This is a genomic window from Saccharothrix longispora, from assembly GCF_031455225.1.
Taxonomy (GTDB): domain Bacteria; phylum Actinomycetota; class Actinomycetes; order Mycobacteriales; family Pseudonocardiaceae; genus Actinosynnema; species Actinosynnema longispora.
In genome coordinates this window covers 2,926,523-2,945,095 of the sequence record NZ_JAVDSG010000001.1, presented here as the reverse complement: position 1 = coordinate 2,945,095, position 18,573 = coordinate 2,926,523, and the positions used below count along the sequence as shown (strand labels likewise).

The following is an 18,573-nucleotide window of genomic DNA, read 5'->3' as shown; positions in this document are numbered from 1 at the left end:
CACCCCCACGAGGAGCCGACGTGCGCGACGACCACCCCGACGGCACGCGGGGACCGGCCGACCTCGACCCGGTCACCGCCGAGAGCGAACTGGAACCCGACTTCGGGGACGAGCACGACAGCACGACGGTGGCCGGCGACACGGCCCCCGCCGAGGGGCCCGACGAGTCCGTTCCCGAGGGCCACGGCGGGATGGACGCCGGGGGCGACGGCCCGCCGTGACGTCCTCCCCGCCGTGACGTCCCCGGAGTCCTCAGTCCGGCAGGTTGTCGGTCGGTGAGGTCTCCACCTCCGGCGCGCCCTCCACGGGTTCACGCCCGACCCCGGCGCCCAGGGCGTAGGACAGGTGCCCGCCCAGCGCCCCGCCCGCGCCCACCGCGGCGAGGCCGAGCACCGACCACGTCCGGCGGCCGGTGACGTAGGCCGCCAGGAAACAGGTGCTCGCCACCGCGTTGGCCGCGGCGTGCACCAGCCCGACGCGGCGCGAGGGCGCGTCGGTGAGCGTGGACAGCTCGACCAGGCCGGTGACCACGGCGGGTGGCGTCGCGAGCAGTCCCACGCCGGTGAACCGGTGCGCGGTCTCGCGGTCGCCGAACGCGAAGTCGGCCACGGCGGCGCAGGTGTAGGCCCCGATGGGGGCGAGGATCAGCAGCGGGTGCACGGGGTGGCCCAGCCACGTCCCGCGCAGCGCCCGCTCGACGGCGGTGCCGCCCACCGCCCGGCGGATCGCGCGGACGGCCTTGTCGGTGGGGTCGTCGAGCCGGCTCAGGCGTTCGACGGCCCGGAAGAGTCGATGTGTCAGCACGATCGCGGGCTACCCCGACCGGGGGCGCGCAACCCGGACGGCACGCGGTGGTGCCACCTCCACCCGGTGACTACCGAGAGTGTTCGTGGTGTACGCGAATCCGCACCCCGGTGTACGGTCAACCGTGTCTGGGAGCGCTCCCAGACAGGTCGAGACGAGGAGGGGCTCAGTGAAGCGCTCCACCGCCGCAGTGGCGGCTCTGGGTGTGGTGCTCGGCGCGGGAGCGGTGGTGCTGCCGCAGGCGACGGCCGCCGCGCAGGGCTGCCGGGTCGACTACACCGTCACCAGCCAGTGGCAGGGCGGGTTCCAGGCCGGTGTGAAGATCACCAACCTCGGCGACCCCGTCAACGGCTGGTCGCTCGGGATCACCTTCCCGAGCACCTCGCAACGGGTGACGCAGGGCTGGAACGCCACCTGGTCCCAGTCCGGTTCCACGGCGACCGCGACCAACATCGACTGGAACCGCTCGCTGGCCACCGGGGGGTCCACCGAGATCGGGTTCGTCGGCTCGTGGTCGGGCGGCAACCCCACGCCCACCTCGTTCACGCTCAACGGCGTGGCGTGCACGGGCTCCACCGGGCCGACGACGACCACCACCACGACCACCACGACGGCGCCGCCCGTCCCGCGCAACCCGGTCGAGGCCAACGGGCAGCTGCGGGTCTGCGGCGTCAACCTGTGCAACCAGCACAACCGTCCCATCCAGCTGCGCGGCATGAGCACGCACGGCATCCAGTGGTTCGGCAAGTGCTACAACAACGCCTCGCTGGACGCGCTGGCCGCGGACTGGAAGGCCGACCTGTTCCGCATCGCGATGTACGTGCAGGAGCAGGGCTACGAGACCAACCCGACCGGGTTCACCAACCAGGTGAACAGCCTGGTCGACCTGGCCGAGGCGCGCGGGCTGTACGCGCTCATCGACTTCCACACGCTCACCCCGGGTGACCCGAACCACAACCTGGCGCGGGCCAAGACGTTCTTCGCCTCGGTCGCCGCCCGCAACGCGGCCAAGAAGAACGTGATCTACGAGATCGCGAACGAGCCCAACGGCGTGAGCTGGGCCGGCATCAAGAGCTACGCGGAGCAGGTCATCCCGGTGATCCGCGCGGCCGACCCGGACGCCGTGATCATCGTCGGCACGCGGGCCTGGTCGTCGCTGGGCGTGTCGGAGGGCTCCAACGAGACCGAGGTGGTCGACAACCCGGTCAACGCGACCAACATCATGTACGCGTTCCACTTCTACGCCGCGTCGCACAAGGACAACTACCGCGCGACGGTGAGCCGGGCGGCCTCCCGCCTGCCGCTGTTCGTCACCGAGTTCGGCACGGTCAGCGCCACCGGCGGCGGGGCGTTCGACCGGGCGAGCACCACGGCGTGGCTGGACCTGCTCGACCAGTTGAAGATCAGCTACGCCAACTGGACGTACTCCGACGCGGACGAGAGCAGCGGGGCGTTCCGGCCCGGCACGTGCAACGGCGGCACCTACACCGGCAGCGGTGTGCTCACCGAGTCCGGTGCGCTGATCAAGAGCCGGATCAGCACGCCGGACGACTTCCCCACCAGCTAGGCCCCGACAGGTCCCCGAGCCCGCGCTGATCGGGCTCGGGGACCACGGGCGGTTGGGCCGAAAGGGGTGCGCGTCCGGGTGAACGCGGGCAGGATCGGACCATGCGCAGCTCACTTCTCGACCACGCGGAGCGATCCGTCGAGCCCGGCCACTTCCAGCTCCAGAACAACCACATGCTCAAGGTCGACCTTCGCGGCACCGGCGGCTTCTTCTTCGCCAAGCAGGGGTCGATGGTCGCCTACCAGGGGGACGTCGATTTCGCCTACGAGGGCAGCGGCGGGATCGGGAAGCTGTTCAAGAAGGCGTTCACCGGCGAGGGCATGTCCCTGATGAAGGTGTCGGGCAGCGGCGACGTCTTCCTCGCCCAGGACGCCGACCAGGTGTTCGTGCTGCACCTGGACAACGAGAGCGTGACCGTCAACGGCGCCAACGTGCTCGCCTTCGAGAGCACCCTCACCTGGGACATCAACCGCGTCGAGGGCGCGTCGATGCTCAGCGGCGGCCTGTTCAACACGACGTTCACCGGCTCCGGGGCGCTCGCCATCACGACGTTCGGCACGCCCGTCGTGCTGAACGTGGACGTGCCGACGTTCGTCGACATGCAGTCCGCGGTCCTGTGGTCGACGTCGTTGCGATCGTCGATCCGCAAGACCGCGAAGCTCGCCGCGGCCATCGGGCGCGGCTCGGGTGAGGCGTACCAGCTGGCGCTGTCCGGTCAGGGCATCGTCGTCGTGCAGGCCTCCGAGGGCCACCCGGCGCCGCCCCCGCAGTGACCCGGCGGGTCAGCAGGTCGTGTTCGGCTGACGAGCGGGCGCCGTGCCGAGCAGGTGGGCGTCCGCAGCGGTCCGCGTGCACTCGTTGGCGTGGTAGACGCCGTGGCCGGGGCCGTCGAAGGTGACCAGGCGCGAGCCCGCGGCCTGCCGGTGCACGTTCACCGCCCACCGGTACGGCGTGGCCACGTCGTAGCGGCTGGTCAACAGCAGCAGCGGGGGAGCCTGGTCGACGTCGAGCCGGTGCTGCGGGTTGCGGGGGCGGTCGGTGAACCCGATGCACGAGGCCGCCTCCTGGTGGCCGATGGGCGTGCCGCGCAGCGTGGGCGACGCCCGCAGCTCGGCCTCGCGCAGCGAGCGGTACTGGTGGAAGTCCCGGTACCGCAGCGCGAAGTCCTGGCACACCACGGCGTAGCGCAGCGAGCCGTAGTTCGGCTCGAACGACGCCCGCGCGCCGCCGACGTCCGCGATGAGCGACGCCAGGTTCCCCCACGCCCCGCCGCGGATCTCGAAGAACGCCCACTCGATCAGCTCGCCCTGCCCCAGCCCGATCTCGTCCGCCGCGACCAGGGCCTCCTCCCACGCCGCGCGGACGTCCCGCCCGTGCAGGGCGCACGCGGTCTTCGCGGCGCACCACGCGACGAACGCGTCGAACGCCTCCTCCAGGGCCCGCGCCCGGTCCACCAGCAGGCGCCGCTGGTCGGAGCTGTGGTCGATCACGCCGTCCAGCACCATCGAGCGCACCCGCGGCCCGAACAGCTCGGCGTACTGCTGGCCCAGCAGCGTGCCGTAGGAGATGCCGTAGAAGCTGATCTTCCGCTCGCCGAGTGCCGCGCGCACCGCGTCCAGGTCCCGCGCCGAGCGGGCGGTGTCCACGTGGTCGAACACGGGGTGCCGGGCGCGGCACTCGTCGCGCACCGCGAGGTTGTGCCGGGCCAGCGCCGCGAACCCGGCTTCGTCGGTCGGGTCGTCACCGGGGTTCCGCGCCATCAGCTCCGGTGAGCAGCGGATGGCCGAGCTGTTGTTCGTGCCCAGCTGGTCGAAGCCGACGACGTCGAACCGGGCCCGCACCTCCGCGCTCAGGTAGGGCGCCTGGGCGAACTCCGCGCCGGACCCGCCGGGACCGCCCGCGTCGACGAACACCACGCCGATCCGGCGCGCCGGGTCGGTGGCGCGGACCCGGGACACGGCAAGGTCCACCCTGGCACCGCGCGGGTTCGCCCAGTCGAGCGGCACGGACACCGTTCCGCACTCGGCCGCGGGCTGCTCGGGGCACGGCTGCCAGGCGATCGTCGCCGCCTGCGCCGGGGGTGCGACCACCAGCAGGCTCGCGGTCAGCGCGGTCACGAGAAGGGTGCGCAAGGTCTCTCCTGTCCTGTCCGGACTTCGGGGAGGCCCGGGTGTTCCCGGGCCTCCCCGTTGTCGTCGGCGCCGGCCGTCAGCCGACGCGGCAGCTGACGGTGGGCCAGTTCCAGTTGCCGCCGTGCTGGATGGTGAAGCCGAAGACGTTGCCGTTGCCGTTGGGCCGGGCGGTCATGACGTTACCGCCGCCGCTCCAACTGGCACTGGTGTTCCAGGTGGCGATGATCTTCTGCGGGCTGCTGACCGTGACCGTGACGACCCAGTCGTCGGTGCCGGTGACGGTGACCTGGCCGTTGAACCGGTCGTTCCACTTCTGCCCCTCGGCGTAGGTGGCGGTGCAACTGCCGCCCGGCGTCGTCGTGGTCGTGGTGGTCGTCGTGGTGGTGGTGCTGGTGGTGGTGCCGGTGGTAGTGGTGGTGGTGGTGGGGTTGTCGGTGAGGGTGGGGGTGGTCCAGTCGCGCCATTGGGTGAGGTTGGCGGTGGCTTTGGTGTGCATGGTGATGCCGCCGGTGAAGGTGCCGGTGTTGCGGAGGAATTTTCCGATGGCTTGTTGGAGGGGGGTGCGCCATTCGGTGCGGTTGGCGCAGTGGGTGCCGTCGGTGACGTTGGAGTGGTAGAGGAGGTTGTCGGGGGTGCCGAGGGCTTTGTAGACCTCGGCGCCGGCGAGGGCGGCGGCGGCGGCGGAGCGGGGGCCGAGGTTGGTGATGTGGGGGTTGTCCATGACGAGCAGGCCGCGGGGGGCGATCATGGCGACGAGGGAGTGGGTGTCGATGGGGAGGGTGTTGGGGTTGGTGGTGTGGGGGGCGAAGGCGTCGCCGAACCAGGGTTGTTCGCCGTAGGCGCTGGAGAGGGTCTGGCCGCCTTCGGCGTTGACGCCGCGGTAGATCGGGAGGCCGGCGGTGCCGGATTCGATGGGCATGGTGAGGTTGACGCGTTGGTCGAGGACGCCGATGGAGAAGGCGGCTTTGCCGTAGCGGGAGCAGCCGGTGACGCCGAAGGCGTCGCGGCGCAGGACGGTGCCGGTGGATTGTTCGACGACGTCGATGATGCGGCTGGCGCCCCAGGCCCAGGCGGCGAGCAGGCCGGTGGTGCTGGTGTTGCCGTAGAGGGTGTAGAAGGCGCCTTGTTTGTTGGCGCGTCCGGTGCCTTCGCGGCCCACGGTGGTGGGGTCGTAGGTGATGACGGCGGCGCCGGCGGCGCGGATGGTGGCGGTGTCGGCGCCGAAGCCGCCTACGACGAGCACGGCGGGGAAGGGGCCGGTGCCGGTGGGGAGTTGGACGCCGGCGGTGAAGCTCGCGGTGCGGCCGTTGTGGGTGGTGTTGACGGTGATGGCGGTGGTGGTGACGGTGCCGGTGACGCCGGCGGGTCGGGTGGGTTTGTCGCCGTGGACGTGGCGTTCGGTGGCTTCGCGGATTTCGGCGCGGCGGCAGCGCCAGTCGGCTTTGGTGGTGATGCGTTGGCCGTTGAAGCGGGTGAAGGGGTCGGGCAGGCGTGGGGTGGGGGGGAAGGTGGCGGGGAGGGTGACGGGGCAGTCGGTGCCGTCGTCCTCCACCGCGGTGGTGCCGATGTCGTCGGCGGCGCGGGCGGTGGTGGTGCCGGTGGTGAGGGTGGCCGTGCCGAGGACGGTGAGGGCGGCTATCGCGAGCATGGCGATCGCCGAGCGTGTCTTCGCGCGGCCCGAATCGATGATCACCGGTGATCTCCTCCGGGGCGTGGGTGGGGAAGGGATGGCGGTCGGCGGCCCGCACAGCGACGGCCTAAAGTTTCGTGGAGCCTTCCGAAACATGTCAATGCCGCCATTCCCCGCCCGATCTCACATGGCCCTCACCCCAGTAGTCGCTTGTCCGGTTTGCCGCTCGGTGCGACCGGGGGCTCGGCGATCACCGTCACGCGCACCGGCGCGCACGCCGCGCCCAACCGGCCGGTCACCAGCTCGCGCAGCGCCGCGAGGTCGGGCGCCCGGTCGCCGATCGGCACCACGAACGCGTGCGGCGCCTCGCCGGTGTCCTCGTCCGGCACGGCGATCACGTACGCCTCGGCCACGTCCGGGTGCTCGGCGAGGACCCGCTCGATCGGGCCGACGTGGTGCAGGTTCGCGTTGACGATCACCACGTCCCGGGTCCGCCCGGTCAGGTGCAGCCGGCCGGCTGCGTCGACGCGGCCCAGGTCGCGGGTGCGCACCCAGCCGTCCGCGAACACCTCGGCCGACCCCGCCGGGTCCGCCCAGTAGGAGCGGGCCTGGGCAGGGGTGCGGACGAACAGCTCGCCGTCGGCGCCCGCCGGGACCGGTGAGCCGTGCTCGTCGCGGACCTCGACGTCCACCACCCCGGGCGGCAGACCCACCGAGCCGGGCGGGTCGGCCGGGGTGGCCAGGGAGATCGTGCCGGTCTCGGTCTGCCCGTAGCCGTGGAACACGACCGGCCCGAGCACCTCCAGCGCCTCGCTGTGCCGGTCGGGTGTCAGGGGAGACCCGGACACGAGCAGCGCCCGCAGCGTCGACAGGTCGGCCGGTGCGCGGCGCTGCGCGGCGACGAGCTTCGCCAGGCGCGGGACGGTGATCACGCTCGCGGTGGCGCGGTGGCGGGTGATCGCCTCGGGCAGCGCGGGTCGGTCGGCGACCACGACGGTGCCGCCGGCCGCGATGGTCAGCACGGCGTACTCGAACATCACCTGGCTCGACAGCGTTCCGAACACCAGGTAGCGGCCCAACCGGGACGCCAGCTCGCGGATCGCCGGCGGCCACGCGCCCGGTCGCGCGGTCCACGCCGCCGCCATCGCGGCGTAGGTCTGCGCGCACGCCTTGGGCGTCCCGGTGCTGCCGCTGGTGTGGATCAGGCGGGCGACGTCCTCCGGGCGGGCGCCCAGCCGCAGGGGACCGGGGTCGGCGCGGGTCTCGCACAACGCCTCCACGGTGAGCGTGGGCGGGGCGTACCGGGTGCCCGAGTCGGTGACCGCGGCGGCGATGTCGAGGTCGAGCAGGTGGCGCACCTGCGCGTCGGGCAGCCCCGGCCGCACGCCCACCACCCGCGTGCCCACCACGTGCGCGGCGATGATCACCGCGAACGCCTCCGGGGTGACGCCGAGCAGGAGCGCGACCCCGTCACCCGGGCCCAGCCCGTGCCCGCGCAGCCCCGCCGCGACCTGTGCGACCAGGTCGAGCAGCTCCGCGCCGGTGACCACCCGGTCGCCGTGCTCGAACACGGGCCGGTCCGCGCCGGCGTCGAGCGCGTCGAGCACCGCGCGCGGGAACGGCCCGCCGTCAGCCGCCGGCAAGGCACTCCTTCACGAACACGGCGAGCGGCTGCCGGTGCACCGCCGGCAGGTCCCAGTGGTTCTCCAGGTTCTCGGCCAGGTGGTGGGTCGCGGCGAGCGCGCCGTCCCGGTAGTGGCGCACCACCGGGTGCAGGTAGCTCGCCTCGTGGGCGTTCGCCGCGTCGTTCTCCGTCACGCGGGGCACGGAGATGTCGAACGGGTCCCCGGTGTCGTGGTCGGGCCCGTACTCCAGGGTCGCGACGAACCGGTGCTCGGCCGGGCCGAGGCCGCCGTCGGCGACGTACGCCACCGGCACCTCCTCCTCGTACCGGGCGGTGTCGCCGGAGACCGTGACCACGTCGCCCATCACCGCGAACTGCTGCCACAGCGCGGAGGAGCGGTTCACCCGGGCGATGATCGCGTCGCTGATCGCCTCCGGCGACGGGGCGACCCCGGTCGACGGCCACGGGGTGTCGTGGTGGCGGGCGGAGAGGACGCGGTGCAGGGCGCGGGCGCCGTAGCGGAAGCCGTGGACGAACCCGCTGGTGGACTTCTTGAAGTCGCGCTGCTGGGTGAGCGTGCCCGCGAAGTACAGGCCGGGCACCGAGGTCGACTCGTAGGCGGAGGTCTGCTCGGGGAACCGGTCGTCGATCACCAGCCGGGGGCGGCAGCTCTCGTCGAACACCGAGGCGTCGAACCGGAACCCGGTGCACGCGATGACCCGGTCGTACTCCAGCTCCCGCAGCTTCTCCACCGTGCGCGCGTAGCGGAACAGGACCCGGAACCCGCCGCCGACCCGGGGCTCGACCAGCTCGACCGTGCCGTCGAGGACCGCGTTCTCCGACTTGAGCTGGTAGGTGTCGAGGAAGTTGTTGTTCACCGCCCGCAGGTGGCCCACGTAGTGCGTCTGCCACGCCAGCCGCACCGAGTGCGGACCGGCCACGTGGATGACCGCCGCGTTCTCCACCAGCGCGTCGGCGGTCTCGAAGCCCGAGTTGCCCTTGCCGATCACCAGGACCCGTTGGCCGGTGAACGACGCCGGGTCGGTGTCGAAGGTGTCGTAGCGCTCGGCGTGCTCGATGCCGGGGATGGGCGGCACGTGCAGCTGCGACACCCCGGTCGCCACCACGAGCCGCGCGGCCCGCCACGTCCGGCCGTCGGCGTCCACCGCGGCGAACCCGGCCTCGTCCCGCGAGATCCGCACGACGTCGACCCCGTGGTGCACCCTCGCCCCGGTGGCCGCGGCGAAGTCGCCCAGGTAGCGGACCATGTCGTCGGCGTGCGGGAAGTAGCGCGGGCTGTAGCGGGTGAACAGCAGCTCGGGGTCGTCGGACAGCAACGAGTTCCAGTCCACGCGCATCCGCTGCTCCGGGTCGGCGTACCCGGAGTGGACCTTGTTGATCGAGATCAGCGTGCGGTGCCTCGGGTAGCGGGTGAAGAACGTGCCCGGCCCGGTCCCGCGTTCGAGGACGGCGTAGTCGCGACCGTCGCGCTCCAGCAGGGCCGCGAGCTGCAACCCGGCGGGTCCGGCCCCGATGATCAAGTAGTCGTGCGCCATGGGCCCGGAAGCTACCCACGGGATCTCAGAACCCTCTGAGATCGACTGCCTACGGTCGGTGGCGTGACCACGACGAGCACCGCAACCCCAGTGGACCTCGGCGCACCGCTGAGCATCGACGACCTCCGCCGCGCCGCCGAGCCGACCACGGTGCTCGTCGGTCCCGCCGTCCGGGACCGGGTCGACCGGGGGCGCGAGTTCCTGCGCACGGTGCTCGCCGACGACGGGCGGCCCGTCTACGGCGCCAAGACCGGGTTCGGCGCGCTCGTCGGCTACGCCGGCCGCGCCGAGGAGGCCGACCAGTGCGACAACACCCTGGCACACCTCGGTGCCGGCCAGGGGCCGGACCTGCCCGCCGACATCGCCCGCGCCACCCTGCTCGTGCGGGCCTGGTCGCTCGCCCAGGGCGTCTCCGGGGTGTCCGCGCACGTCCTCGACGGCCTCGCCGCGATGTTCGCGACGACGTTCGTCCCGGCGATCCCGAAGTACGGCTCGGTCGGCGCGAGCGGCGACCTGATCCCGCTGGCCTACGCCACCCAGGCGTTGCGCGGCCGGGGGCACGCCTACGTGGACGGCGAGCGGCTGCCCGCGGACGAGGCCCTGCGCCGCGTCGGGCTCACCCCGCTGACCCTGGACGGCCGCGACGCGCTGGCGCTGGTCAACGGCACGTCCGTGACGACGGCCGCCACCGCGCTCGCCCTGGCGAGCGTCCGCGCCTCGCACCGCGCCGTCCAGGACCTCACCTGCCTGCTCGCGGACGTCCTCGGGTGCGACCCGGGGTTCCTCGACGCCCGGTTGATCACCGCGTACGGGCACGCCGGCGCGAACGCGGTCGCCGACCGCATGCGCGCCACCCTCGCCGGCACCGCGCCCAGCGGTGACCGACCCCTCCAGGAGCCCTACAGCATCCGGTGCTCGCCGCAGCTGCTCGGCGCCGCCGAGGACGCGTTGCGCTACGTGGACGGGATCGTCGCCGCCGACCTGGCCGGGGTGAGCGACAACCCGCTGTTCTTCCCGGGTGACGACCTGGTCGCGCACGGCGGGAACTTCTTCGGCCAGCCGGCCGCGTTCGCCGCCGACGTGCTCGCCATGGTCACCGCGTCGGTGGGCAACCTCGCGGAGCGGCAGCTCGACCTGCTCGTCGACCCGACCCGGAACACCGGGCTGCCCCCGATGCTGGCCGCGGGGCCGGGGCAGCAGCACGGGTTGCAGGGCGTGCAGCTCGCCACGACCGCGTTCGTCGCCGAGATCCGCCGCTGTGCCGTGCCGGCCAGCACCCAGAGCCTGCCGACCAACCTGCACAACCAGGACGTGGTGCCGTTCGGCATCCAGGCCGCGTTGCGCGCCCACGACCTGGCCGAGCTGCTCCGGCTGCTGTGCGGTTCGCTCGCGCTCGGTCTGCGGCAGGCCGTCCACGTCGGTGGCCGGCGGCCCACCGCGCCCGCCTGCGCCGCGCTGGTCGACACCCTCGCCGGCGCCATCCCACCGGTCGACCCCGACCGGCCGCTCGACGCCGACGTCCGACTGGCCGCCGACCTGGTCACCGGTTCCGGGAACCGGGTCCCGACCCGGTCGTGACCCCGGTGCCGGGTGCGCCGGCGCCGGGGTCGGCCGCCGGCAGCCGCAGCGTGAACCGGGCGCCGCGACCGGGGTGGCCCACCGCCTCGACCGTGCCGCCGTGGCTGGTCACGACCTCCCGCACCAGCGCGAGCCCCAACCCGAACCGGCGCTCGGGACCGGCCGACCCACCGGCCCCGCCGGTCCCGCGGTGGAACCGGTCGAAGATCCGGTCCGCCTCCACCGGGTCGAACCCATCACCGGTGTCCGCGACGGTCAGCTCCACCTGCCCACGCCGCGCCCGCCCGAGGCGCACGTCGATCCGACCACCCGCCGGGGTGTGCCGCACCGCGTTCGCCAGCAGCTCGGCCACCGCGCGCCGCAACGCGGTCTCGACGCCCGTCACGACCAGCGGACCGGCGTGCCGCTCCGCGGTCAGCGCGATCCGCCGCCCGCCCACCGGGTCGTCCTCCGTCGCGAACTCCGCCACGGCGCACTCCGCGACCACCGATTCCGCCAGGGCGGCGAGGTCCACCGCACGACCGCCCGGAGCCTCCGCCTGCCCGCTCATCAGCGCCGACAGCAGCAGGTCGTCGACCACGTCCCCCAGCTCGCGGATCGAGCCGACGAGCTTGTCGAGGCCATCGCGGTGGTCGCCGGGCAGTTCGGCCGCCGCCGCCCTGCGCGCCAGCAACTGCGCCCGCGTGTAGGCCCGCGCGATCGGGGTCCGCAGCTCGTGGCTCGCGTCGGTGACGAACCGCCGCTGCCTGGTCAACGCCTCCGCCAGGGGCGCGACCGCCCGCCTGCCCACCAGCAGCCCGGTGACGGCCGCCGCGAGCAGCCCGGCCAGCTCCGCCACCACCAGCGCCAGCAGCAGGTGCCGCCGGTCGGCGATCTGGTACCTCGTGTCGAACACCGCCTGCACCGCGCCGCCGTCCACGCCGGGCTGCGTGAGCACCAGGTACTCCGTGCCGTTGCGCTCGACCGCGCGCTCGACCACCCCACCCGACCCCAGCACCGCGTCGACGTCGTCGCGCAGCGGGAACCCGGGCGGCGCGGGCAGCAGCCCGGCGTCGACCACGGCGCCGCCGTCCGAGGTGAACAGCCACGTGCACCCCGGCGGCGTCGACGGCGAACCGTGCCGCGCGCCGTACCGCAGCTCGCGCCGCACCTGCGCGTCCTGCGCGTGCGCCATCACGGCGTACGCGGTTCCGCCGACGAACGCGACCAGCACGGTGATCGCCACCGCCACCAGCACGCTGACCCGCAGCCGCGCCCGCAGCACCACCACGCGCTCCGCCTCGGCCGACGACCGGCTCACAACGCCCCCAAGCGGTAGCCGAGCCTCTGCACGGTGCGCACCACCGAACGGCCGACCTTGGTCCGCAGGTAGTACACGTAGGTGTCCACGATGGAGGGCGACGGCGCGTCGTGGAAGACGGTCCGCCGCAGCGACGCCCGCGTGTGCACCGTCTCCGGGTGGGTCGCCAGGACCCGCAGCAGCGCGAACTCCCGGGACGTGAGCGCCACCCGGCCGCCGTCCGGCAGCACCACTTCCCGCTGCGCGACGTCCAGGTGCCCCTCCCCGATCCGCAGCACGTCGGTCAGCTCCAGCGCCCGCCGGCACAGCGCCCGCAGCCGCGCGCTCAGTTCGTCCAGGTCGAACGGCTTCACCAGGTAGTCGTCGGCGCCCGCGTCGAGCCCGTCGACCCGGTCGTGCACGGTGCCCTGCGCGGTCAGCAGCAACGCCCGCGCCCGCACCGACCTCGACCGCAGCCGCACCAGGAGGTCGAGCCCGTCGAGGACGGGCAGCCCTCGGTCGATGACCACGACGTCGTAGGGGCGGGTGAGCCCGAGGTGCAGGCCGCGCTGCCCGTCCAGGGCGACGTCCACGGCGTAGCCCTCGTCCCGCAGCGACTCGGAGAGCAGTTCCACGAGCTCGCGGTCGTCCTCGACGAGGAGCAATCGGGGGCGGCCGGCCGGCCGGGATCTCGCTGCGCCCTGCACGCCCACCAGAATCCCACTTCCGGGCGGTACGTCAACGTGGTGGCGATCTTGCGCTCGGTGGTCTGGTGCGTTCGGGCAACCAGCGGCTCGCCGGCCGGTTCGGGCGGGGCGGCCCCGTAAGCTGGGCTGTCTCCGAGGACGGGCGACCTCCGGGTGCCCAGAGGCGCGGTGAAGGGCGGACGGGTGCGGGCAGCGGCGAGGACCGGCCGGTTCGGGCTCCTCCTCGTGTCGCTGCTGGTCCTCGTCGGGGTCACCGCCGGCGTGGCGCAAGGCACCGCCGGCGCCGCCGGCGCGACGCACCCGGTCCTGTTCCACGGCTGGTCGGTCTCCGACGAGCCGTCGATGCACGACGACCGCCGCGACTGGCTCAGGTCGGCGGCCCGGCACGCGCCGGCCACGGCACACCCGGACACCTGGTGGGTGCCGTGCCGGCGGGCGACCGCCCGGTGCGCGCTGCGGGGTCGGTCGCCCGCCGACGTGGCCGGTTCCGCCCGGCCGCCGGTCGCCGTGTCGACGCCGCCGTCGACGAGGGCGCCCCCTCCGCGGGGACCGGCTGTCCCGCACCCGTCCCGTTCGCGACGCGCCTGACGCACCCACCCACCTCGGGGGGCGCGCCGGTGGCGCGCGCCGTTCGTCCACCCCGAAGGGTTCACCCATGTCCGTTGTCGTGCTCGTGCTGCTGATCGCCGCCCTCGTCACCGCGGTGGGTCTGCTGGTGACGATGTTCCTGAAGGACAAGCCGCTCTACGGGGCGGTGGGGCTCGGCCTGCTGGCCGGTCCCGGCGCCCTGCTCGCGCTCGCGTACCTGCCCATGGCGTAGCCCGGCGGGCCCGGTCGGTCACCCCTCCACGGGGTGGTGACCGACCGGGGCCACGTCACCGGAGGGCTCGCGTAGGCCGGCCCACCCGGAACACCGGGCGCCGGCCAGGCCTCAACGGGGGAGCGGCGGCTCCGCCGGCCGACCGCCGGCCAGCAGCCGGACGACCTCCTCCCGGTGCGGCACGAGGTAGAAGTGGTCACCGGGGAACGTGACGAGCCGGAACCCCGCACGGGTCGCCTCCGCCCAGCCGGCCGCCTGCGCCCCGGTCACCCGCGGGTCGGCGTCCCCGGTCAGCGCGGTGATCGGGACGGGCAGCGGCTCGCGCGGGCCGGGGTGGTAGTTCTCGATCAGCCGGAAGTCCTCGCGCACCACGGGCAGCAGCAGGGCGCGCAACCCCGGGTGGTCGAGCACGGCCGGGGCCGCGCCGCCCAGGACGCGGATCTCGGCGACGAGGGCCTCCTCGTCGCGCAGGTGGAAGTCGTTCCGCGCGGCGCGCTGGTGCGACGGCGACGGCCGCGCCGAGACGACCAGCCGCTCCACCGCCCCGGGCCTCCGCGCCAGCAGCCCGCGGGTGACCTCGTAGCCGACGGAAGCGCCCATGCTGTGGCCGAACACGGTGACCGGGCCGTCGAGCGCCGGCGCGAGGTCCTCGGCGATCCGGTCGGCCAGCTCGCCCAGGTCCGCGGGGTGCGGTTCGCCGAACCTGTCCTCGCGGCCCGGGTACTGCACGGCCCACAGCTCCACGTCGTCGGGCAGCGCGTCGACCCACGGGCGGAAGAAGCTCGCGGAGCCGCCCGCGTGCGGGAAGCAGACCAGCCGACGTCGTGCGGACGGCCGCGCCAGGTAGCAGCGCGCCCACTCGCCCCGGCGGACCCGGCTCACCGCGCACCGGCCGGTTCGTCGACGCCCGCGAACGTCGTCCGCCGCTTGAGCGCGGCGATCAGCGGGGCGGCCATGAACGTCGTGGCCAGCGCCATGAGCACCATGATCGCGAAGAGGGGCGGCGACACGACGCCGAGCTGCACGCCGACGGTCAGGATCACCACTTCCGTCAAGCCCCTGGTGTTCATCAGGACGCCGATCAGCAGCGACTCGGGCCAGGGCTCGCCGGTCAGCCGGGCGGTGAGCGCCGACCCGCTGAGCTTGCCCGCGGTGGCGACCGCGACGACCAGCAGCACGGTCAGCCACAGGGCGGGGGTGGAGAGCAGGTCCACCCTGGTGGAGATGCCGACCAGGCCGAAGAACACCGGCAGCAGCAGCACCGACGTCACGCTGCCCAGCTTGCCCTCGACGGCGCGCAGCCACGTCGGATCGCGCGGCATGACCGCGCCCGCCATGAACGCGCCGAAGATCGCGTGGATGCCGATCAGGTCGGTGACCCACGCGCTGAGGACGGCGATCACCAGCACGCCCCAGATCGGCGGCCGGCCCCACCGGTGCAGCAGCGGGCGCACCACGACCAGCATCAGCGCCACGTAGACCGCCGACCACGCGAGGGTGAGCACGACGTCCAGCGGTCCGGACGAGTTCACCACGGCGACCACCACGGCGAGCAGGAACCAGGCGACGACGTCGTTGGTCGCCGCGCACAGCAGGCTCACCACGCCGACGCGGGTGCGCAGCAGGTCGGACTCCTGGAGGAGCCGGGACAGCACGGGGAACGCGGTGATGGCCATCGCCGCCGCCATGAACAGGCTGAACTCCAACCGACCGGTGCCCTCGCCGAACCTCGGGTACAGCCACAGCGACAGCGGCACCGACAGCGCGATCGGCACGAGCATCGACGCCTGGCTGATCAGGGTGACCTTGCGGCCCTGCCCGCGCAGCGCCCGCAGGTCGATCTCCAGGCCGACGAGCAGCATGAAGATCACCAGGCCGATCTGGGCCAGCACGTTCAACGACTGGACCACCTGCGGCGGGAACAGGTGCTCGGTGGAGCCGGGGAACACCATGCCCAGCGCGCTGGGGCCCAGCAGGATGCCGGCGGTGATCTCGCCCAGCACCCTGGGCTGGCCGATCTTGCCCACCAGCCAGCCCACCGCGCGCACGGCGACGAGGATGACCGCGAGGGCCAGGAACGTGCGGCTGTTGAGTTCTGCCGCGTCGAGGTGCTGCACGTGCTGTCCTCCCGGTGTCCCGCGGACCGCTGGGTCCGGCGACGTGTCAGTTCGACTCGAAGACGAGTTCCCGCAGCAGTTCGCTCGCGCCCGCCGCGATCGTGCCCGCGATCGAGTCGCGGTAGAGCCGGGCCGCGGTCGACCCGTCGAGGTAGCCGCGCGCGCCGTGGTACTGCACGCACAGCTGGGCCGCGGTGACGGCCAGTTCGGTCGCGGTGAGCTTGAGGACCGACGCGGACTTCGTGTCCAGCTCGCCCCTGCTGTGCCGCTCGGCGGTCCGCCGGGCGTAGGCGGCCACCAGCTCCCACTGCGCGTCGAGGTCCGCGATCCGGTGGCGCACCACCTGGTTGGCGCTCAGCGGCGCGTCCCCGACGCGGTGCGTGCGGGCGAACCCGGTGAGCAGCCGCAGGCAGTGGCGGACACCGCCGACCGCGAGCAGGCCCGCGACGAGCCGCTCGAAGTCCAGTGCCCGCATCAGGTGGACCAGTGCCCGGTTCGGCTTGCCGAGCAGGCGGTCGCCCCCGACCGCCACGTCGTCGAACTCGACGCGGCGGACGTCGGCGGCGCGCCAGCCCAGGGCGTCCTGCCGCCGGTGGGTCACCCCGGCGGCGGAGGCGTCGACCAGCAGCAGGCTCGCCCCGGACAGGCCGGGGCCGGGTCCCGTCCGGGCCAGCACGACGAAGTGGGCGGCGGCGGACGCGTTGGCCACGGCGGACTTGTGCCCGCTCAGCCGGTACCCGCCCGCGCCGTCCGGCACGGCGGTGGTCGCCAGGCACCGCAGGTCGGTGCCCGCGCCGTCCTCGCTGATCGCCAGGGCCAGGACGTCGTCACCGCGCTCGGCGCCGGGCAGCAGGGCCGCGCGCTGGCCGGCGGAACCGAACAGCCGCAGGTAGGACGACGCCATGTAGGCGTGCACGCCGATCGACGCCCGCACCCCGGCGTACCCGGTGGCGCCCAACTCCTCCAGGAACACCGCGCTGCGCAGGAAACCGGGTCCGTCGTGGGGCAGTGCGAGCAGCCCCGCCGCGCCGAGTTCGCGCCAGCCGGTCCGGGAGACGCGGCCGCGCCGCTCCCACGCCTCGGCGTGCGGCACGACGACCCGGTCCAGCTCGGCCCGGACCCGGGCGCGGAACCCGTCCTCCTCGCCGGGGGTCACGGCGTCGTCGCCCTGGAGCGGCCGAGCGAGGCCAGCAGCGCTTCCCGGTCGACCTTCCCGTGCACCGACAGGGGGAGCGCCTCGCGGATCTCGACGACCGCGGGGACCATGTAATCGGGCAGGGTGCGGCGCAGGTGCGCGCGCACCGCCGCGGGTGTGCACGTCGGGTCGTCGGTGACGACGAACGCCGTCAGCCGGCGGTCCCCACCGCCCCCGGTGTGCGTGGTGACGAACGCCTGCCGCACGCCGGGGTGCGTGCCCAGCGCGTGCCGCACCTCGCCCAGTTCGACCCGGTGACCGTTGACCTTGACCTGGTCGTCGTCGCGGCCGCGGAAGACCAGGACGCCGTCCGCGCGCAGGTGCACCAGGTCCCCGGTGTGGTAGAGCCGTTCGGCGACCCCGTCGACCTCGTAGTCGACGAAGCGCCCGTCGGCGGCGGGCGCGCCGAGGTAGCCGGGGGACAGGCCCGGACCGGCCAGGCACAGCTCGCCGACCTCGCCGGGGTCGCACAGCCGCCCGGAGCGCACGACGTACGCGCGCGTGTTCTGGATGGGCTTGCCGATGGGCAGCGCGGGATCGTCGTCGTCGAGTTCCCGCAGAGGGTGGTAGGTGGCGAACGTGGTGCACTCGGTGGGGCCGTACACGCTGACCAAGCGGTCCGGGCCGTAGTGCGCGAGCGCCCGGCGGACGTGCGGCAGCGAGTGCGCTTCCCCGCCGGTGAGGATCGTGTCGACGGTGCCCAGCGCGTCCACGTCCTCGTCGACCAGGGCGTTGAACAGCGCGGTGGTCAGGAACACCGTCGTGACCGCCTGCGCCCGCACGACGCGCCGCAGCTCGGACAGGCGCACGAAGCCGCCCGGGTAGAGCACGCAGGTGCCGCCGTTGAGCAGCGCCCCCCAGATCTCGAAGGTCGCGGCGTCGAAGCTGATCGGCGCGAGGTGCAGCGTGGTGGTGCGCTCGTCGAGGACGGCGTAGCGGGCGCCGTGCACCAGGCGCAGCACGCCGCGGTGCCGGATCGGCACGCCCTTCGGCCTGCCGGTCGAACCGGAGGTGAAGTTGACGTACGCGATGTCATCGGCGCCGGGGCCGGTTTCCGGGTCGTCCACGACGGACTCGTCCGGTGTGGACACCGTCGCCAGCTCGTGGTGCGGGAAGCGCGCGGCCAGCGCGTCCGGCCGGTCGGTGACGAGCCACCCGCACCGGGCGGTGTCGAACAGGGTGCGCAGCCGCTCGTCCGGCCACGAACCGTCGAACGGCAGGTAGGCCGCCCCGCACTTGAGCACCGCCACGAGCGCGGTGACCAACTCGGGGGAGCGGGCCACGCAGACGCCCACGACGTCGCCCGGCCGCAGTCCTCGTCGCGCCAGGCGGTGCGCCAGCCGGTTGGCCGCGGTGTTCAGCTCCCGGTAGGTGGTGCGCCGGTCGCGGTGCACCACCGCGAGCGCGTCCGGCGTGCGCGCGACCTGGCGCTCGAACACGTCCTTCACGCTGCTGTCGTCCGGGTAGGGCACGGTCGTCCCCGCGTTGGCCAGCGAGTGGGCGGTCCGTGCTGCGGGGCTCGGCACGAGGCGTTTCACGCGGGCATCCGTCCTTCTCTCGCCGC

The 18,573-nt window shown here is 73.7% G+C and carries 17 protein-coding genes; 6 read left to right on the top strand and 11 right to left on the bottom strand.

The window, feature by feature from the left end:
* The first annotated feature begins 20 nt into the window (after positions 1 to 20).
* Complete coding sequence (locus tag J2S66_RS11930) at positions 21 to 221, top strand: hypothetical protein (RefSeq protein ID WP_310307013.1); 201 nt, start codon at positions 21 to 23, stop codon at positions 219 to 221.
* A 31-nt stretch (positions 222 to 252) separates the two neighbouring features.
* Here J2S66_RS11930 and J2S66_RS11925 read toward each other — a convergent pair whose 3' ends face one another.
* Entirely contained in the window at positions 253 to 804 is a 552-nt protein-coding gene (locus J2S66_RS11925; RefSeq protein WP_310307011.1) for a DUF2231 domain-containing protein, read from the bottom strand.
* A 169-nt stretch (positions 805 to 973) separates the two neighbouring features.
* Between J2S66_RS11925 and J2S66_RS11920 the strand changes: the two genes are divergently transcribed.
* Together J2S66_RS11920 and J2S66_RS11915 are read left to right on the top strand one after the other, a co-directional pair.
* A complete protein-coding gene (locus J2S66_RS11920; protein ID WP_310307010.1) occupies positions 974 to 2,371 on the top strand; it encodes a cellulase family glycosylhydrolase in 1,398 nt (465 codons plus the stop codon).
* Positions 2,372 to 2,472: 101 nt separating this feature from the next.
* A complete protein-coding gene (locus tag J2S66_RS11915; RefSeq protein ID WP_310307009.1) occupies positions 2,473 to 3,144 on the top strand; it encodes an AIM24 family protein in 672 nt (223 codons plus the stop codon).
* Between the two features lie 9 nt (positions 3,145 to 3,153).
* On the opposite strand, the gene J2S66_RS11910 is transcribed toward J2S66_RS11915, so the two are convergent.
* From J2S66_RS11910 to J2S66_RS11895, 4 genes are all read right to left on the bottom strand, one after another.
* Positions 3,154 to 4,503 carry an alpha/beta hydrolase gene (locus J2S66_RS11910; protein WP_310307008.1) on the bottom strand — a complete coding sequence of 450 codons (1,350 nt, stop codon included), beginning with the start codon at positions 4,501 to 4,503 and terminating at the stop codon, positions 3,154 to 3,156.
* Between the two features lie 76 nt (positions 4,504 to 4,579).
* On the bottom strand, positions 4,580 to 6,196 hold the full coding sequence (locus J2S66_RS11905; protein WP_310307007.1) for a glucuronyl esterase domain-containing protein: 1,617 nt from the start codon (positions 6,194 to 6,196) through the stop codon (positions 4,580 to 4,582).
* A 131-nt stretch (positions 6,197 to 6,327) separates the two neighbouring features.
* Positions 6,328 to 7,776 carry a class I adenylate-forming enzyme family protein gene (locus J2S66_RS11900; RefSeq protein ID WP_310307006.1) on the bottom strand — a complete coding sequence of 483 codons (1,449 nt, stop codon included), beginning with the start codon at positions 7,774 to 7,776 and terminating at the stop codon, positions 6,328 to 6,330.
* Positions 7,763 to 9,313: an NAD(P)-binding domain-containing protein gene (locus J2S66_RS11895; RefSeq protein WP_310307005.1), complete on the bottom strand. Its 1,551-nt coding sequence runs from the start codon at positions 9,311 to 9,313 to the stop codon at positions 7,763 to 7,765. The genes J2S66_RS11900 and J2S66_RS11895 overlap by 14 nt, the downstream gene beginning before the upstream one ends.
* A 63-nt stretch (positions 9,314 to 9,376) precedes the next feature.
* On the opposite strand from J2S66_RS11895, the gene J2S66_RS11890 reads away from it, so the two are divergent.
* Entirely contained in the window at positions 9,377 to 10,891 is a 1,515-nt protein-coding gene (locus J2S66_RS11890) for an aromatic amino acid ammonia-lyase (protein ID WP_310307004.1), read from the top strand.
* Here J2S66_RS11890 and J2S66_RS11885 read toward each other — a convergent pair.
* Complete coding sequence (locus J2S66_RS11885) at positions 10,854 to 12,191, bottom strand: sensor histidine kinase (protein WP_310307003.1); 1,338 nt, start codon at positions 12,189 to 12,191, stop codon at positions 10,854 to 10,856. The genes J2S66_RS11890 and J2S66_RS11885 overlap by 38 nt on opposite strands.
* On the bottom strand, positions 12,188 to 12,877 hold the full coding sequence (locus tag J2S66_RS11880) for a response regulator transcription factor (RefSeq protein ID WP_310307002.1): 690 nt from the start codon (positions 12,875 to 12,877) through the stop codon (positions 12,188 to 12,190). The genes J2S66_RS11885 and J2S66_RS11880 overlap by 4 nt, the downstream gene beginning before the upstream one ends.
* Positions 12,878 to 13,030: 153 nt before the next feature.
* Between J2S66_RS11880 and J2S66_RS11875 the strand changes: the two genes are divergently transcribed.
* Positions 13,031 to 13,465 (top strand): hypothetical protein, encoded by a 435-nt coding sequence (locus J2S66_RS11875; protein ID WP_310307001.1) that lies wholly within the window; start codon positions 13,031 to 13,033, stop codon positions 13,463 to 13,465.
* Between the two features lie 67 nt (positions 13,466 to 13,532).
* Positions 13,533 to 13,697: a hypothetical protein gene (locus J2S66_RS11870; RefSeq protein ID WP_310307000.1), complete on the top strand. Its 165-nt coding sequence runs from the start codon at positions 13,533 to 13,535 to the stop codon at positions 13,695 to 13,697.
* Positions 13,698 to 13,808: 111 nt separating this feature from the next.
* On the opposite strand, the gene J2S66_RS11865 is transcribed toward J2S66_RS11870, so the two are convergent.
* The 4 genes from J2S66_RS11865 to J2S66_RS11850 are packed head-to-tail and all read right to left on the bottom strand — an operon-like array spanning position 13,809 to position 18,547.
* The gene (locus J2S66_RS11865) at positions 13,809 to 14,579 is read right to left on the bottom strand and encodes a thioesterase II family protein (RefSeq protein WP_310306999.1); all 771 of its coding nucleotides are present in this window, start codon (positions 14,577 to 14,579) and stop codon (positions 13,809 to 13,811) included.
* Positions 14,576 to 15,814 carry a cation:proton antiporter gene (locus tag J2S66_RS11860; protein WP_310306998.1) on the bottom strand — a complete coding sequence of 413 codons (1,239 nt, stop codon included), beginning with the start codon at positions 15,812 to 15,814 and terminating at the stop codon, positions 14,576 to 14,578. The genes J2S66_RS11865 and J2S66_RS11860 overlap by 4 nt, the downstream gene beginning before the upstream one ends.
* A 46-nt stretch (positions 15,815 to 15,860) precedes the next feature.
* On the bottom strand, positions 15,861 to 16,970 hold the full coding sequence (locus J2S66_RS11855; RefSeq protein ID WP_310306997.1) for an acyl-CoA dehydrogenase family protein: 1,110 nt from the start codon (positions 16,968 to 16,970) through the stop codon (positions 15,861 to 15,863).
* Entirely contained in the window at positions 16,967 to 18,547 is a 1,581-nt protein-coding gene (locus tag J2S66_RS11850) for an amino acid adenylation domain-containing protein (RefSeq protein ID WP_310306996.1), read from the bottom strand. The genes J2S66_RS11855 and J2S66_RS11850 overlap by 4 nt, the downstream gene beginning before the upstream one ends.
* Between the last annotated feature and the right edge of the window lie 26 nt (positions 18,548 to 18,573).